Source organism: Listeria kieliensis (assembly GCF_003369925.1).
In the GTDB taxonomy this organism is placed as follows: domain Bacteria; phylum Bacillota; class Bacilli; order Lactobacillales; family Listeriaceae; genus Listeria; species Listeria kieliensis_A.
This window is the reverse complement of the sequence record NZ_LARY01000001.1, coordinates 678,164-692,309: the sequence shown is the minus strand read 5'-3', so window position 1 is coordinate 692,309 and position 14,146 is coordinate 678,164. Positions and strand designations below refer to the sequence as shown.

Annotated in this window: 12 protein-coding genes and 2 pseudogenes; 2 read left to right on the top strand and 12 right to left on the bottom strand. The window is 40.5% G+C overall.

Annotated elements, in window-relative coordinates:
* Position 1 precedes the first annotated feature (1 nt).
* Both rph and racE read right to left on the bottom strand, forming a co-directional pair.
* The gene (gene rph, locus UR08_RS03475) at positions 2-751 is read right to left on the bottom strand and encodes a ribonuclease PH (RefSeq protein WP_115752262.1); all 750 of its coding nucleotides are present in this window, start codon (positions 749-751) and stop codon (positions 2-4) included.
* A complete protein-coding gene (racE, locus tag UR08_RS03470) occupies positions 748-1,569 on the bottom strand; it encodes a glutamate racemase (protein WP_115752261.1) in 822 nt (273 codons plus the stop codon). Before racE ends, rph begins: the two co-directional genes overlap by 4 nt.
* A 153-nt stretch (positions 1,570-1,722) precedes the next feature.
* On the opposite strand from racE, the gene UR08_RS03465 reads away from it, so the two are divergent.
* Entirely contained in the window at positions 1,723-2,187 is a 465-nt protein-coding gene (locus tag UR08_RS03465) for a YslB family protein (protein ID WP_115752260.1), read from the top strand.
* A 34-nt stretch (positions 2,188-2,221) separates the two neighbouring features.
* Here UR08_RS03465 and UR08_RS03460 read toward each other — a convergent pair.
* The 7 genes and pseudogenes from UR08_RS03460 to zapA form a co-directional block, all read right to left on the bottom strand.
* Positions 2,222-3,439, bottom strand: a pseudogene (locus UR08_RS03460) (aspartate kinase).
* 17 nt (positions 3,440-3,456) lie between these two features.
* Positions 3,457-5,274 carry an excinuclease ABC subunit UvrC gene (gene uvrC / locus UR08_RS03455; protein WP_115752259.1) on the bottom strand — a complete coding sequence of 606 codons (1,818 nt, stop codon included), beginning with the start codon at positions 5,272-5,274 and terminating at the stop codon, positions 3,457-3,459.
* 112 nt (positions 5,275-5,386) lie between these two features.
* Positions 5,387-5,704: a thioredoxin gene (gene trxA / locus UR08_RS03450; RefSeq protein ID WP_115752258.1), complete on the bottom strand. Its 318-nt coding sequence runs from the start codon at positions 5,702-5,704 to the stop codon at positions 5,387-5,389.
* Between the two features lie 89 nt (positions 5,705-5,793).
* A complete protein-coding gene (locus UR08_RS03445) occupies positions 5,794-8,148 on the bottom strand; it encodes an endonuclease MutS2 (protein WP_115752257.1) in 2,355 nt (784 codons plus the stop codon).
* An 11-nt stretch (positions 8,149-8,159) separates the two neighbouring features.
* Positions 8,160-9,875: a DNA polymerase/3'-5' exonuclease PolX gene (polX, locus tag UR08_RS03440; RefSeq protein WP_115752256.1), complete on the bottom strand. Its 1,716-nt coding sequence runs from the start codon at positions 9,873-9,875 to the stop codon at positions 8,160-8,162.
* 52 nt (positions 9,876-9,927) lie between these two features.
* Positions 9,928-10,473 carry a CvpA family protein gene (locus tag UR08_RS03435; protein WP_115752255.1) on the bottom strand — a complete coding sequence of 182 codons (546 nt, stop codon included), beginning with the start codon at positions 10,471-10,473 and terminating at the stop codon, positions 9,928-9,930.
* A 6-nt stretch (positions 10,474-10,479) separates the two neighbouring features.
* A pseudogene (zapA, locus tag UR08_RS03430) lies at positions 10,480-10,745 on the bottom strand (cell division protein ZapA); the annotation flags it as partial.
* 175 nt (positions 10,746-10,920) lie between these two features.
* Here zapA and rnhC point away from each other — a divergent pair.
* Complete coding sequence (gene rnhC / locus UR08_RS03425; protein WP_115752253.1) at positions 10,921-11,844, top strand: ribonuclease HIII; 924 nt, start codon at positions 10,921-10,923, stop codon at positions 11,842-11,844.
* 90 nt (positions 11,845-11,934) lie between these two features.
* Here the strand turns inward: rnhC and UR08_RS03420 are convergent, their stop codons facing one another.
* From UR08_RS03420 to UR08_RS03410, 3 genes are all read right to left on the bottom strand, one after another.
* Positions 11,935-12,261 carry an arsenic metallochaperone ArsD family protein gene (locus UR08_RS03420; RefSeq protein WP_115752252.1) on the bottom strand — a complete coding sequence of 109 codons (327 nt, stop codon included), beginning with the start codon at positions 12,259-12,261 and terminating at the stop codon, positions 11,935-11,937.
* 18 nt (positions 12,262-12,279) lie between these two features.
* Positions 12,280-12,954, bottom strand: a complete 675-nt coding sequence (locus UR08_RS03415; RefSeq protein ID WP_115752251.1) for a uracil-DNA glycosylase — start codon at positions 12,952-12,954, stop codon at positions 12,280-12,282.
* Between the two features lie 346 nt (positions 12,955-13,300).
* Positions 13,301-14,038 (bottom strand): Abi family protein, encoded by a 738-nt coding sequence (locus UR08_RS03410; protein WP_115752250.1) that lies wholly within the window; start codon positions 14,036-14,038, stop codon positions 13,301-13,303.
* Between the last annotated feature and the right edge of the window lie 108 nt (positions 14,039-14,146).

Below are 14,146 nucleotides of genomic sequence, written 5' to 3'. Positions count from 1 at the left end.
TTTATTCCCCCTCAATTAAATTCGTAATTTCTTCCCCAAGCTCTGTTTTTTGTAGTTCTACTAGCTGCTTAATACCGGCTTTTCCAAGTGAAAGGAGTTCCACAAGCTCTTCTTCTGAAAAAGTAGCTTCTTCCCCTGTTCCTTGTAGCTCAACAAATTGGCCAGCGCCTGTCATAATTAAATTCATATCCACATTAGCTGCACTATCTTCTACATAATTTAGATCAAGTACTGCTGTCTCATCTTCCAAAATTCCAACACTAATAGCTGCTAAGTAATCTTTAATTGGAAAAGAATCAAATGGCTTTTCCAAATGTAAACGATAAATCGCAAGGCTCATCGCAACAAACGCTCCCGTGATTGAAGCTGTCCGCGTACCGCCATCTGCTTGAATCACATCACAATCAAGCCAAATTGTTCGTTCCCCAAGAGCATCCAAGTCTACAACCGCGCGGAGTGCTCTTCCGATTAAGCGCTGAATTTCCATCGTTCGTCCGCTCACCTTTCCTTTAGAAGACTCACGGATATTACGAGTTCCTGTCGCGCGTGGAAGCATCGCATATTCAGCAGAAATCCATCCCTTTCCTTCTCCCCGCATAAAAGGAGGCACTTTTTCCTCCACACTTGCATTACAAATTACTTTCGTCGACCCAGCAGATATCAAAACCGAGCCTTCTGGATGAATCAAATAATCCTTTTCTATCGTAACAGCTCTTAGTTCATTTTTTTCACGTTCATCGAAGCGTTTCATTTTGCTACTTGTTCCTCCTTCTCGCCAAGTGTAATATGTTCGACATCCATTTTCTCAAGGCCAAGCCAGTCTTTCGCGATTCCTTCAAAAATCGGTACAGAACCCGTTGTAAAGAAACGATGATGCGTCCCTTCTTCGCTTTTTTCAAGAAGATCATGATAATCGAGTAGTGCACTCACTTCACTTGCTGTTTCTTCACCGGAGTTAATCACTGCAACCTCATCTCCCATAAAGTTTTCAATCAGCGGTTTTAAAAGCGGATAATGCGTACATCCTAAAATCAGTGTATCAATTTTGGTACTTTTAAGTGGTAAAAGCGACTCAGCTACTACTTTTTTCGCAATTGGGCTCTTATATTCGCCTGATTCAACAATAGAAACAAACTTCGGACAAGCTAAAGAATCCACACGGACATGCCGGTTTAAACCTTTAAGCGCTTTCGGATAAGCCATACTTTGCACTGTTCCAATCGTCCCAAGAACACCCACTTCATTATTTCGTGTTGCTTTAAGTGCAGCACGCGAACCAGGCTGAATGACGCCAATCACTGGTATATCCAGAGTTGCTCGAATTTCTTTTAACGCAGCGGCAGTTGCCGTATTACAAGCAATCACAAGCATTTTAATATTGCGATCTACTAGAAAACGTGTCATTTCCCAAGTAAAGCGAAGTACTTCTTCCGTATCACGTGGCCCGTATGGACAGCGTGCAGTATCTCCTAAATAAAAAATCTCTTCATGCGGCAATTGTTTTAAGACTTCCTTTACAACGGTAAGTCCCCCAACGCCTGAATCTATAAATCCTATCGCTCGTTTCACGATCTCGCCTCTATTTCTTTTTAAATCTATCGTTTCCATTTTCTTATTTTTTCTAACTTTTCGCAAGTATTTTTGTTATTTTCTTAGATTCTATTTTATTTTACCGCACTTTTTCGTTATAATGAGAAAAGAGAAAGCGGGGTTGTACGTCAAATGACAGAAGAAACAAATCAAGAAACATCCATTCAACCAGAAAACAAACTGGTACCAAGCTTTGGAGTTGAACTTTTCCGTGATTACTTACTACCAGATTTACTCGGCGAAGAATCGCCCCACATCTTTTACTGGGCAGGAAAAGATTTAGCTCGCAAATTTCCACTGACTTCCTTTGAAGAAGTCCAAGACTTTTTCGAAGAAGCGTCCTTTGGCTCAATCGAAGTGGTCAAGGAAAAAAAAGAAGAGTTGCAAATTCTGCTTTATGGGCCAGCTGTTGAAACACGCTTTGATTTGCAAGGTGAGCCTTCTTTCAAACTAGAAGCAGGGTTTATCGCTGAACAAATTCAAACTCAAAACGGCTATTACGCTGAAGCTTATGACGAAATCAATAAGCGCAAAAAAGAAGCCTTACTCGTTGTTAAATGGGATTTAAAAGAATCCACAGATTACAAGGACTATTAATAAGTTAGCTGAAAAAGCGTGAAACCTAAAAGTTTCACGCTTTTTCAAGTTCAAAGGTATCATGCAGAACCTGAGCTGCCTTCACCATTTCACGTTCCGGCACAACAGTCGAAACTTTGATTTCAGAAGTACTGATCATCTTAATCGGAATTCGATGTTCCGTTAGTGCTTCAAACATTTGTGCAGCAACTCCCGGATTTGAAACCATTCCTGAACCAACAATTGACACCTTGGCTAATTCTTGTTCTGATTCAATTTTTTCATAGCCAATCTCTGCTTTTTTATCTTCTAAGACAGCTAGCGCATCAAGTAAAGCCGACGTTTTTAGTGTGAAAGACAAATTACCGTGGCCAAGACCTGTAATTCCTTGAATGATGATATCAACATCAACAGCATTTTTCGCAAGTTCCGTGAAAACTTTCGAAACGCGCATATCTTCTTTTCTGCTCCAATGAACGGTAATTCGAGTAATTCCATCTTCAAATGCAACACCGCGCACTACTTTCGTATCTTCCACACTCATTTCCTCCTTAATCATCGTTCCTTGTTCTGTTCCGTGGCTCATTCTAACTTCAAGTGGCGTTCTAAAATTTTTCGCATACTCAACCGAGCGCGGATGCAAAACGCCAGCACCAAGATGGGCCAACTCAAGCATCTCATCATAAGTAAGTTCCTCTAGCTTTCTTGCCCCTTTAATATAACGCGGGTCACTCGTATAAACGCCATCTACATCTGTACAAATCGCACATTTGAGAGCCGAAAGTTCTGCCGCGAGCGCAACCGCCGTTGTATCCGAACCACCTCGACCAAGCGTCGTAATGTCGCCATCTCGCGTGATTCCTTGAAATCCAGCAACAATCACAATCTTACCCGCTAATAAAGCCTCACGAATTCGTTCCGAATCAATGTCTTAAATCCGCGCATTGCCATGTACGCTTTCCGTTTCGATCCCCGCCTGAAACCCGGTAAAGGAAATGGCATCCTTCTCTTTTTCAGCTAATGCCATAGCAAGAAGCGAAATCGTGACTTGCTCACCCGTTGCAAGAAGCATATCTAGTTCACGCTTTTCGGGCGTCTGAGTAATTTCATCTGCGAGCGAAAGCAATTTATCCGTAGATTTTCCCATCGCGGAAACTACGACCACTACTTGATTTCCAAGTTCTTGTTCACGAATCGCTTGATCAGCCACTTTTTGAATCTTATCCGCATTTCCGACTGAAGTTCCTCCAAATTTCAGCAAAACAACGCCCATTTTCTTCTCTCCCTCACTCAATCATCTGTTTTTTTATTATCTTGAAGCTTTTCATTTACTTCCTGTACCTTTTGATAAACAGCTTCTGCAACCGCCTTTGGAATGCCACTTTCTTGCAATTCTTCAATCGTAGCCGCTTTAATTTTCTTCATCGAACCAAAATGATTTAAAATTTTCTTTTTCCGCCCCGGACCAACACCAGGAATACCGTCTAAAATCGATTGGAAACCTGACTTACTCCGCAGCTGCCTGTGGAATGTGATCGCAAACCTGTGCACCTCATCTTGAATCCGTTGCAGCAAATAAAATTCTTGGCTATTACGTGCAAGCGGTACGATTTCAAGTGGATCACCGAACAAAAGCTGACTCGTCTTATGCTTATCATCTTTCGCAAGCCCAGCAACCGGCAAATCAAGTCCGAGCTCGTTCTCTAAAACATCTTTCGCACTATCAATTTGCCCTTTTCCACCATCAATTAAAATGAGGTCAGGAAGCGGGAGTCCTTCTTTTAAAACGCGCCAGTAGCGCCTTCTTACGACCTCGCGCATCGTGGCGTAATCATCGGGCCCGGCAACCGTTTTAATCTTATATTTACGGTAATCGTTTTTATTCGGCTTCCCATCCAAAAACGTGACCATCGCCGAAACCGGATCCGTCCCGTGGATATTCGAGTTATCAAACGCTTCGATTCGCGAAGGTGTAGGGATTCCCATTTGCTCACCAAGCTTTTCAACCGCACCAACCGTTCGTTCTTCATTTCGCTCAAGCAACATAAATTTTTCATTGAGTGCAATTTTTGCGTTTTTATAAGCTAATTTGACAAGATCCTTCTTTTTTCCTCTTGCAGGAACCAAAATTTTTGTATCTGGCAAAAGAGCCGCCACCGCTTCATCATCGACATCATTTGGCAAGAAAATTTCTTTAGGCGGAATGTGATTTGCTTTCTGATAAAACTGACCGATGAACGTAAGAAAATCCTCATCTGCATCATTATAAAATGGGAATTGCGAGACGTCGCGTTCGATCAACTTCCCTTGTCTGATGAAAAAGACTTGAACGCACATCCAGCCTTTATCAATCGCGTAGCCAAACACATCCCGATCAACAAAATCGTTCATTGTCATTTTTTGCTTTTCAAGCGTGGTTTCAATAGCATTAATTTGATCGCGAAACTCAGCTGCTTTTTCAAATTCCATCTCAGAAGCCGCTTCTTCCATTTTTTCATTCAGTTCGCGTTTCACGTCTTTATAGCCCCCATTTAAGAAGCTGACAATTTCATCGGACATTTTTTTATAAGTTTCCTCTGAAACATCAAATACACACGGTGCGAGGCACTGACCAAGATGGTAATATAAACAAACTTTACTCGGCAGCACATGACACTTTCTTAGCGGGTAAAGCTTATCCAAAATCTTTTTGACTTCATTCGCTGCATAGACGTTTGGATAAGGACCAAAATATTTGCCTTTATCCTTCTTGACTTGTCGTGTGATGATAAGTCGTGGATGACGCTCACTTGTAATTTTAATAAACGGATAGGTTTTATCATCTTTTAAACGAATATTAAAACGTGGATCATGCTTTTTGATCAAATTAATTTCAAGCAGTAAAGCTTCCACATCAGAGCTTGTCACGATATATTCAAAATCCGCAATTTCCTGAACAAGACGCTGTGTTTTCACATCATGCGCCCCCGTAAAGTAAGAGCGAACTCGATTTTTAAGCACCTTTGCTTTGCCAACATAAATGATCACTCCTTGATCATCTTTCATTAGATAACAACCTGGCTGATCTGGCAAAAGCGCTAATTTATTTTGTAAATGAGTAGACACCATAAGATCAACTCCCCATATAGTTACCAAGTGTTAAAAACACCTAGATCGTTTTTCTCAAAAAAAGACACCGCAAAGTTCGCGGTGTCCTTATTTTACCATACTTTTGGTAGGACTACATATATTTGTTAATCACTTCATCCAATTCTTCTTTTGGACGGTAGCCAATAACTGTATCCACAACTTCACCGTCTTTTTTAACGAGTAAAGTAGGAATACTCATGATGCCGAACTTACTTGGAATTTCTTGGTTCGCATCAACATCCATTTTGACAATTTTGAGCGCGTCTCCACGTTCATTTGCAATTTCTTCTAAAACTGGGGCTACCATGCGGCAAGGACCACACCAAGCTGCCCAGAAATCTGTTAATACGACGCCTTCGTTTGTTTCTGCTTCGAAGGTTGCATCTGTAATTTCTTTAATTTCAGCCATGCTAGCTCAACTCCTAACTCTTAATGTATCCTCAGTATACAACGGAGCTCACTTTTTATTCCATCTTTTTGCTCAAGCCTTCATCTGGCTCATTTTAAATCCACGATCGTAATCCCATTTCCACCTTCTGCGGCATCGCCAAACCTTGTTGATTTGACCATTCGGTGGTTTTTCAAGAATTCCGAGACGCCAGTCCGCAAAGCTCCTGTTCCTTTCCCGTGGATGATCGCAACACGCGGATACCCCGCAAGGAGCGCTTCATCAATATACTTATCCACCGCTTGAAGCGCATCTTCATAACGCATTCCTCGTAAATCGAGCTCAGAGCGAACCGGTTCTGTATTCCGAACATTCGTAATCACACGCTCTTTTTTAGGCTTCTCGGGTTGAATGTATTCCAAATCCGATTCTTTGATTTTTGTCTTAATAATCCCGATTTGGACATTCCATTCCGAGCGGCTAGCTTTATCAATCAGCGTTCCTTTTTGCCCTAGAGAAAGCACGCGCACTGCATCGCCCGGTTCAAGCTTATGAGTGACCGGTTTCGTTTGATGAACAACACGTTTTTGGATGGTCTTCGGCTTCGCCTCAGAAAGGCGGGTTTTGGCGTCAATCAATTCATGTTCCTTGATGCCTTGTGCCCCGCGAAGCTGCAACTCTCGGATTTCCCGAATAATCCCATCTGCTTCTTCTTCCGCATTTTCGATGACTTTCGCCGCTTCTTTTTTGGCTTCTTCTAGTAAGCGTTCTTTATTTTGATGGTAAGCGGCGACTTCTTTTTGTAAATCTTGAAGAAGGTGTTCCGCATCTTTTGTTGTTTCCGCTGCTTCTTCAAATTCTTGTTCGGCTAGATTCCGTTTGTCTTCAAGGTCTGTAATCATTTCGTTTAAATTCGCGCTTTCCGTGTCAATTAATGCTTTTGCCGATTCGATCACGGCCGAATCAAGCCCAAGGCGCCTTGAAATTTCAAAGGCATTACTGCGGCCGGGTACACCAATTAAAAGTCGATACGTCGGGCTGAGGGTTTCCACATTAAACTCAACTGATGCATTGGTTGCAAACGGGCGGTTATAGCCATACGCTTTCAGTTCAGGATAGTGAGTCGTTGCCACAACACTTGCCCCGCGCTTAGCCGCTTCATCCAAAATAGAAATCGCAAGCGCTGCGCCTTCTTGTGGGTCAGTCCCTGCGCCTAATTCATCGAACAAGATCAGGGATTTAGCATTCATTTTTCCTAAAATCGAAACAATGTTAGTCATATGCGAAGAAAATGTACTCAAGCTTTGTTCAATTGACTGTTCATCCCCGATATCGGCAAAAACAGCTTCAAAAACTGCTATTTCAGATTCCTCACGAGCCGGTATTTGCAAGCCAGCTTGTGCCATAATCGTCAGCAAGCCGAGCGTTTTGAGCGTGATCGTTTTACCACCAGTATTCGGTCCTGTAATCACAATAACCGAGTAACCCTCGCCAAGCAAAATATCATTCGCTACTACTTTTTCTGGATCAAGCAAAGGGTGTCTTGCTTCATACAATTTGACAATTCCTTGATTATTTAATCCCGGAGAAATGCCTTTCATTGCTTTTCCAAGTCGTGCTTTTGCCAAGATAAAATCGAATCGACCAAGCAAGTACGTATTGTGATGGATTTCAGAGATGTGCTCTGCTAAATGTGCTGAAAGTTCAGCAAGGATGCGTTCAATTTCTTGGTTAGCTTTCGCTTGAAACGCGCGACGTTCATTGTTCAAATCAACGACGCTTTGTGGCTCAATAAAAAGTGTTTGTCCTGAAGCCGATTGGTCATGAATTACTCCACCGTAGTGACTGCGATATTCTTGCTTCACAGGGATCACGTAACGATCATTTCGAATCGTGATGATCGCATCACTTAGCATCGTCGCTGCATTCCGGTCGCGTAGCAAAGCTTCCAATTTTTCACGTACACGTCCTTCTGTCCGGTGAAGCGTTTGACGAATGCCACGCAAAGTTTCGCTTGCTGTATCTAGCACATAACCTGATTCATCCACTGAAATCGCAATTTCATCTTCGAGATCACGTAACTCGAGAAGTTCTGCCGCAAGTGTGTATAAGAAAGGCAACTCGACACCTTGCTCCTCGAGATCATGAAAGAAATTTTTCATCAGTCGACTCACACGTAAATTACTGCCAATTTGATAAATTTCAAGTCCATTTAAATCGCCGCCAATTTCCAGTCGTTTTAAATGTGGTAATACATCGCTCAAGCCCGTAATCGGCGCACTGCCACGCAAACGAAGCACTTTTGCCCCCTCTTCCGTTTCTTGCTGCGCTTCCTTCACTTTTTCAAATGAGCTTTCAGGGCTGAGAGCACGAATAGATGCTTCTCCAAGGGTTGAAACAGCAAATTCTCCGAGCTGCTGTTTGATTTTATCGAATTCTAATATATTTTCAAGCTTTTTTTCCATTGCTCATTCCTCTATTTCTTTTTTTCTATAAACTGTCTGAATGCTTCTTTCGACAAGGTATTCAAGACATCCGTTTTAGTAAGCCAGCCTTTTATCCCTGCCCGAACGCCAAGCGCCATAAAATCCAAATGACGCGTGTCATGCGCATCTGTATTGATGGCAATTTTCACGCCTGCTTTTGTCGCCATTTCTAAATGTTCCGCTTTTAAATCTAATCGTTCTGGATTGGCATTTAATTCAAGCGCTGTTCCTGTTTCACTTGCAAGCCTAATGAGTTCAGAAACATTTACAGCATAAGGTTCTCTTCTGCCGATCACACGACCTGTTGGATGGGCAATCAAGCGAACATGCGGATTTTCCGCTGCCGTTTTTAAGCGTGCCATAATCTCTTGTTCTGATTGATTAAAGCCCGAGTGAATCGACGCAATTACAAAATCCAATTGTTCCAGAGTTTCATCCGAAAAGTCAAGGGTGCCATCTGTTAAAATATCCATTTCTACACCTGAATAAACATCAATTTCCGGATATTTTTCTGCAATCCGTCTAATTTCTGCTTGTTGCTTTTGAAGTCGTTCTTCATTTAAGCCATTTGCGACATGAAGAAACTTGCCGTGATCAGTAATTACCATATAATCATAGCCCTTTTGGATATTCGCTTGGATCATTTCTTCAATTGAATATGCCCCGTCTGACCAAGTTGTATGCATATGCAAATCTCCACGAATATCTTCTAATGAAAGAAAACGCGTTTCTTCTGTTATTCTTTCCACTTCCGTCCCATCGACTCGTACTTCGGGTGGAATAAACGGAAGATCAAAAAAGCGGAAAAACTCTGTTTCTGTTTGAAAATGATGAACGTCGCCATTTTCTTCTTCCACGCCATACTCACTGATTTTTTGCTCTCGTTTTTTGGCTAGCTGCCGCATCTTGATATTATGTTCTTTTGAACCCGTAAAATGGTGTAGCGTTGTCGCATAGCTTTCAGGCGTAACAAGTCTAAAGTCAACAGAAATGGTAATTCCTATGCTTAATTGAACGGAAACCTTCGTTTCGCCCGCACCAATTACCTCTGTGATTTTAGAATGACTGAGCAAAGCTTGTTTTACTTGATCCGGTTCCGTTGTTTCTAGCACATAATCGAGGTCTTTTAAAGTTTCTCGCATGCGCCGCATACTTCCTGCTCGGTGAAATCGTTTAATTTCAGGAATTGTTTCAAGAAAAGTTTCAATTTCTTCTGCAACAGGAAAGACTTTTGGAAACGGATAGCGATCAGGGCGAGTTCCTAGTGCTTTGACTCCTTCCACCATTTTCTCTACTGACTTCTTCCCAAACCCTTTTAAAGCTTCGATTTGGCCACTCCCAGCGGCTTCAAGCAAGCTCGTTTGGTCTGTTACTCCAAGTTCTTGGTAAAGTCTCGCTAGTTTTTTTCCGCCTAAACCTTCTACTTCAAGAAGTGGGATAAGCCCACTTGGTACCTCAGCTTTTAGCGCTTCAAGCTCGGGTGATTTCCCCGTTTTTAAATATTCCTCTATGATATCGCCCGTCGCTTTTCCAATTCCTGGGAGCAAACGAATATCATCTATTTCACTTAAACTACGATTGTCTATTTCTAAACTTTGAGCGGCTTTTCTAAATGCCGATGTTTTAAAGCTGTTTTCACCTTTTAATTCCATGTATAATGCGATTTTTTCCAATAAGCGAATCACTTCTTTTTTACTTACTGCCATTTTTTCACCTCTTACAAAAACGAGACCAGTTCATGCCACTGGTCTCATCTTTCTATTCTGAAATCACTTGTGTCATCCAATCATAAAAACGCTCGGATAAAAGGGGGGTATTTGTTAAAATCCACTCCGCTATACTTGAATTTTCAATTACACCATTTAGCCATTCCGATGGATACGTAGCGCCAAGGTAAAGGACAACAAATAAAAGTAAATAAGTTGTCACTAGTCCTAAAATACCACCGATTAAACCATTAATTTGGCTAACGACAGGGATTCGGCCACGGAATCCAATTAATTTCGTTAACATGTGTACAACAATTAATGCTGCGATAAAAATAATTAGGAAGGCTAGTACATTATAATACGCTTCTTCTGTGTGAAGTAATGCTAATAATTGATTGACGCCTTCTTCTGCCTGATCAGGTTTTGGATATGGTATAAAGTGGATTTGAGGTGCTAGCAAACTGTAATAATGATAGGCTACAAAAAACGAAAGGAAATAACCAATCATAGTTACAAGTTGGCGAAGTACCCCATTTCGATACCCATTAAAAAATCCACTGATCAAGAGAATAATTAAAATGATAGTTAAAATCATAAATTGATCTCGTCCTTTTACGAATTTTCTAATCGTGCTTCAAGTTCACGATACTTTTCGAGCAGTAATAAATAGTCATGTGTCATATTCACTGCTGTAAGAACGGCAAGTCTCCCGCTGTCTAGCGCACGGTTTTGCGCGCCTATTTCATGCATTTTGCTGTCCACAATTTGAGCTACTTTTTTTAGATGATCAGTCGGTTCAGAGCCAACGATCGTGTATTCTTGTCCATATATTGTTGTGATAATTCGATTCTTTTCATTATTAGCCACGCTAGCTCCTCCTTCAGGTCTCTAAGTAATACTCTAAAGTCATCTTATCACGAAAAAAGCAAGATGAAAAGCGGATAGCTATATAATCAGCCTCAAGGCGGAAGTAAACTTCTAAATTGGACTGTTTTTATGATACAATACGAATACGGAATTCCCTAGAAAGGATTGAAGAATTATCGCAAACACAGTCATTCAAGTTCCAGCCAATAAAATGGAAGAAATCAAAGCGTTTTACAAACCTTTTTTTACAGGAAAAACACCACCTGGTGCTCTTTTTTCTGCCAAAAAGCAAGGTCTCACGATAACGGCCTACAAATCTGGGAAAGTCATGTTTCAAGGAGCAGCTGGGGCAAATGAAGCAGCTAAGTGGGGCACGGTGGCTGAAGCCGCAGGCGTAAAATCAAAATCAAGTGGTTCTCCGCTTCCCCCACAGTTTTCCTCCAAAAATGTTTTAGGTTCTGATGAAGTTGGAACTGGAGATTTTTTTGGACCGATTACGGTTTGTGCTTGTTACGTTAATCGCGAACAAATGCCGCTTCTTACTTCTCTTGGTGTAAAAGACTCTAAAGCGATGAAGGATCCAGAAATTTGCCGAATAGCGGAAAAAATCATCCCAATCGTACCGCACAGCGTTCTCGCTTGCCCGAATCCTAAATATAACGAACTGGTTGCATCCGGGATGAATCAAGGGAAAATGAAGGCGCTCCTACATAACCGAGCACTTTCCAATGTCCTCGCTCGAATTGCACCTACTCGGCCAGAAGCAATTTTGATCGACCAATTTGCTGAAAAAAACACCTATTATCGTTATTTAGCGAATGAACGAGAAATCGTACGTGAAGATGTTTATTTTGCAACTAAAGCAGAAGGGCTTCACTTGTCTGTTGCGGCAGCTTCCATTATCGCTCGCTATAAGTTCGTTCAAATTTTTGCGGAAATAGAACACAAGCTTGGGATGACTTTAACTAAAGGAGCTGGGGCAAAAGTGGACCAAGAAGCCGCTCAAATTATTGCGCGTTACGGGCTCGATACTTTACATCAGTATACAAAAGAACATTTTGCCAATACAGATAAAGCCATTCGACTAGCCCGAAAATAAAAAATAGATATTCAGTTACATACGAAAAGTCCTCAAAATTTGAAAATCAGATTTGAGGGCTTTTGTGTGTATGGCATAAACTCTTTTAAATTAATCACACTGAAAACTGATTCCGATATGCAACAGTTTTTCTAGCTCACGTATTTTTAATAATTTTCGTTTTTTAATAACTTTTCCATTGCCAAGAACTAACGGCAACACGGAAGGTCCTTCTTGCTGAATCACACAATGAATAGCGGGCTGCTTTTCAAATGGCTCGCTAAACTGCTCATAAAAGTATAGCGATAACTTAGCTTCTTCATCCACCAAATTTCGGAAATCGTCACTTTGAACAGATTCCATCAAGCTTCTAAAAATCGTTAAAGCAAGTTCATCTTTTTTGGTTTTCTCCAAGCAATAATAACTCAGCTCAATCATTGAGGTTCCTGCCTTCCCTTATAAATTGGGAATTTGCCAGTCAACCGGCTTTTCACCATGTTGAACCAAATAGTCATTCGTTTTTGAAAATGGTCGAGACCCAAAAAAGCCATAATTTGCGGAATATGGACTTGGATGAGAGCTCGTTAAAATTAAATGATCTGGGTTCGTTAGAAGCTCCATTTTTTGTTTAGCATTTTTGCCCCACAAGATAAAAACAACGGGCCCTTCCTTTTTATCAAGAAGTCGAATAATGGCATCCGTTAAATTTTCCCAGCCACGATTTTGATGCGAATTGGCTTTTCCGGCTTCCACCGTTAGCACCGTGTTTAGCAGTAAAACCCCTTGATCGGTCCAAGGCTTTAAATAGCCGTTATTCGGAATAAAACAGCCAAGGTCATTTTGCAATTCTTGGTAAATATTTTCAAGTGATGGTGGCGTCCGCACACCTTGTTGCACAGAAAACGATAGCCCGTGTGCCTGCCCTTTTCCGTGATAAGGGTCTTGCCCCAAAATCACTACTTTTGTCTCTTGATAAGAAGTGTATTTTAGCGCATTGAAAATGTCATACATATCTGGAAAAATCGTTTTTGAGCCATACGCTACTTTTAAAAATTCACGCAGATCCAGATAATACGGTTTCTGAAATTCTTCTTTTAAAAGTTCATCCCAATCATTACCAAGTTGAATCATGTTTGTCTCCACCTCTAGTTTTAGTCTTTCGTTCATTATACTAAATTATCGCACGGTTGCCAAAATAGTAGAGATAAATAAAAAACCTCCAATCAGTGTTTAGAGGTTAGATGGGTTCCATGTATAGTCTCCAATTAGCTGGAAACCCCATTATCTTTAAAATAGATTCAATCTTGACCGAAGCAAAACAGTTTTTATATTGTTTGAATATATCTCTAAGTTCTCTATGCAACGCTTGTGAATCTTTTTTGCTTAAAACAGCTCGTAATAAAATAGTTAATGTAAATAAAGAGCCCTGCCTTAACAGTTCTTGATCTATATCAAAAAAAATAGCAAAGTAAGCGATTCAGTTATCCTTGGTTTTTTTGCTATAAAAACGCTCTTCATGAGCACAAACATTTCTCATAATATTGACAATTTTTATAATGGATTCTAGTTCCTTACGCTGCATTAATAGCGACTGCTGTTTTTTTCTTTCTCGATTATATTTAGTATTAAAATCTTTCGCTATGTTTTCAGCCAATGAATCATCCAACACACTATAAAAATAAGATACATTCCCTATTGTTATATAATTTACTAAAACCCAAATAGGGACGCCACCATGCTTATCAACATAGTGATCAATCGAGTTTTTACTTTTCTTACTCACTTGCTGTGATATTGTATTCGACAGTATCGAAATTGTTTTTAAAACAGCTTTTATTTTCCGAGAATCTTTTGAATAATTATTTAAATCTAAATAAGCATTTGGTTCTTTAAATTTCTCCGCAAATCGATAAGCAATGAAGCTTTTTAAATTGCTTTCAAATTTGAGTAAATACTTTACATAGATATTCCTAAGACCCCGGTCTAACTTAAACAAACAAAAGATCTCATCAATGTGAGCCCCATCTATATATTCTTCAGGTTCAAAGGAGCGACCATCATCATCTTTTTTCAAAAACAATCCTTTATAGCCATTGATGACATTATAATAATTTTCTTCTTCTAGATACCTCATCGAATGAGAACCATTTCCCGTATTTAAAGAGCGACTACGTAAAATTGTTAACTGCTGCCTGTGTGTTTTAAAAGGTTTCATCTATGCTGTTCACCACACCTTATTCTGTAAAATAAAAATGGCTCGGGTCCCTCAAGCACACCGAACCTAATCGCTTGAAAAAAATTATAATTTATAATTTACACTTTG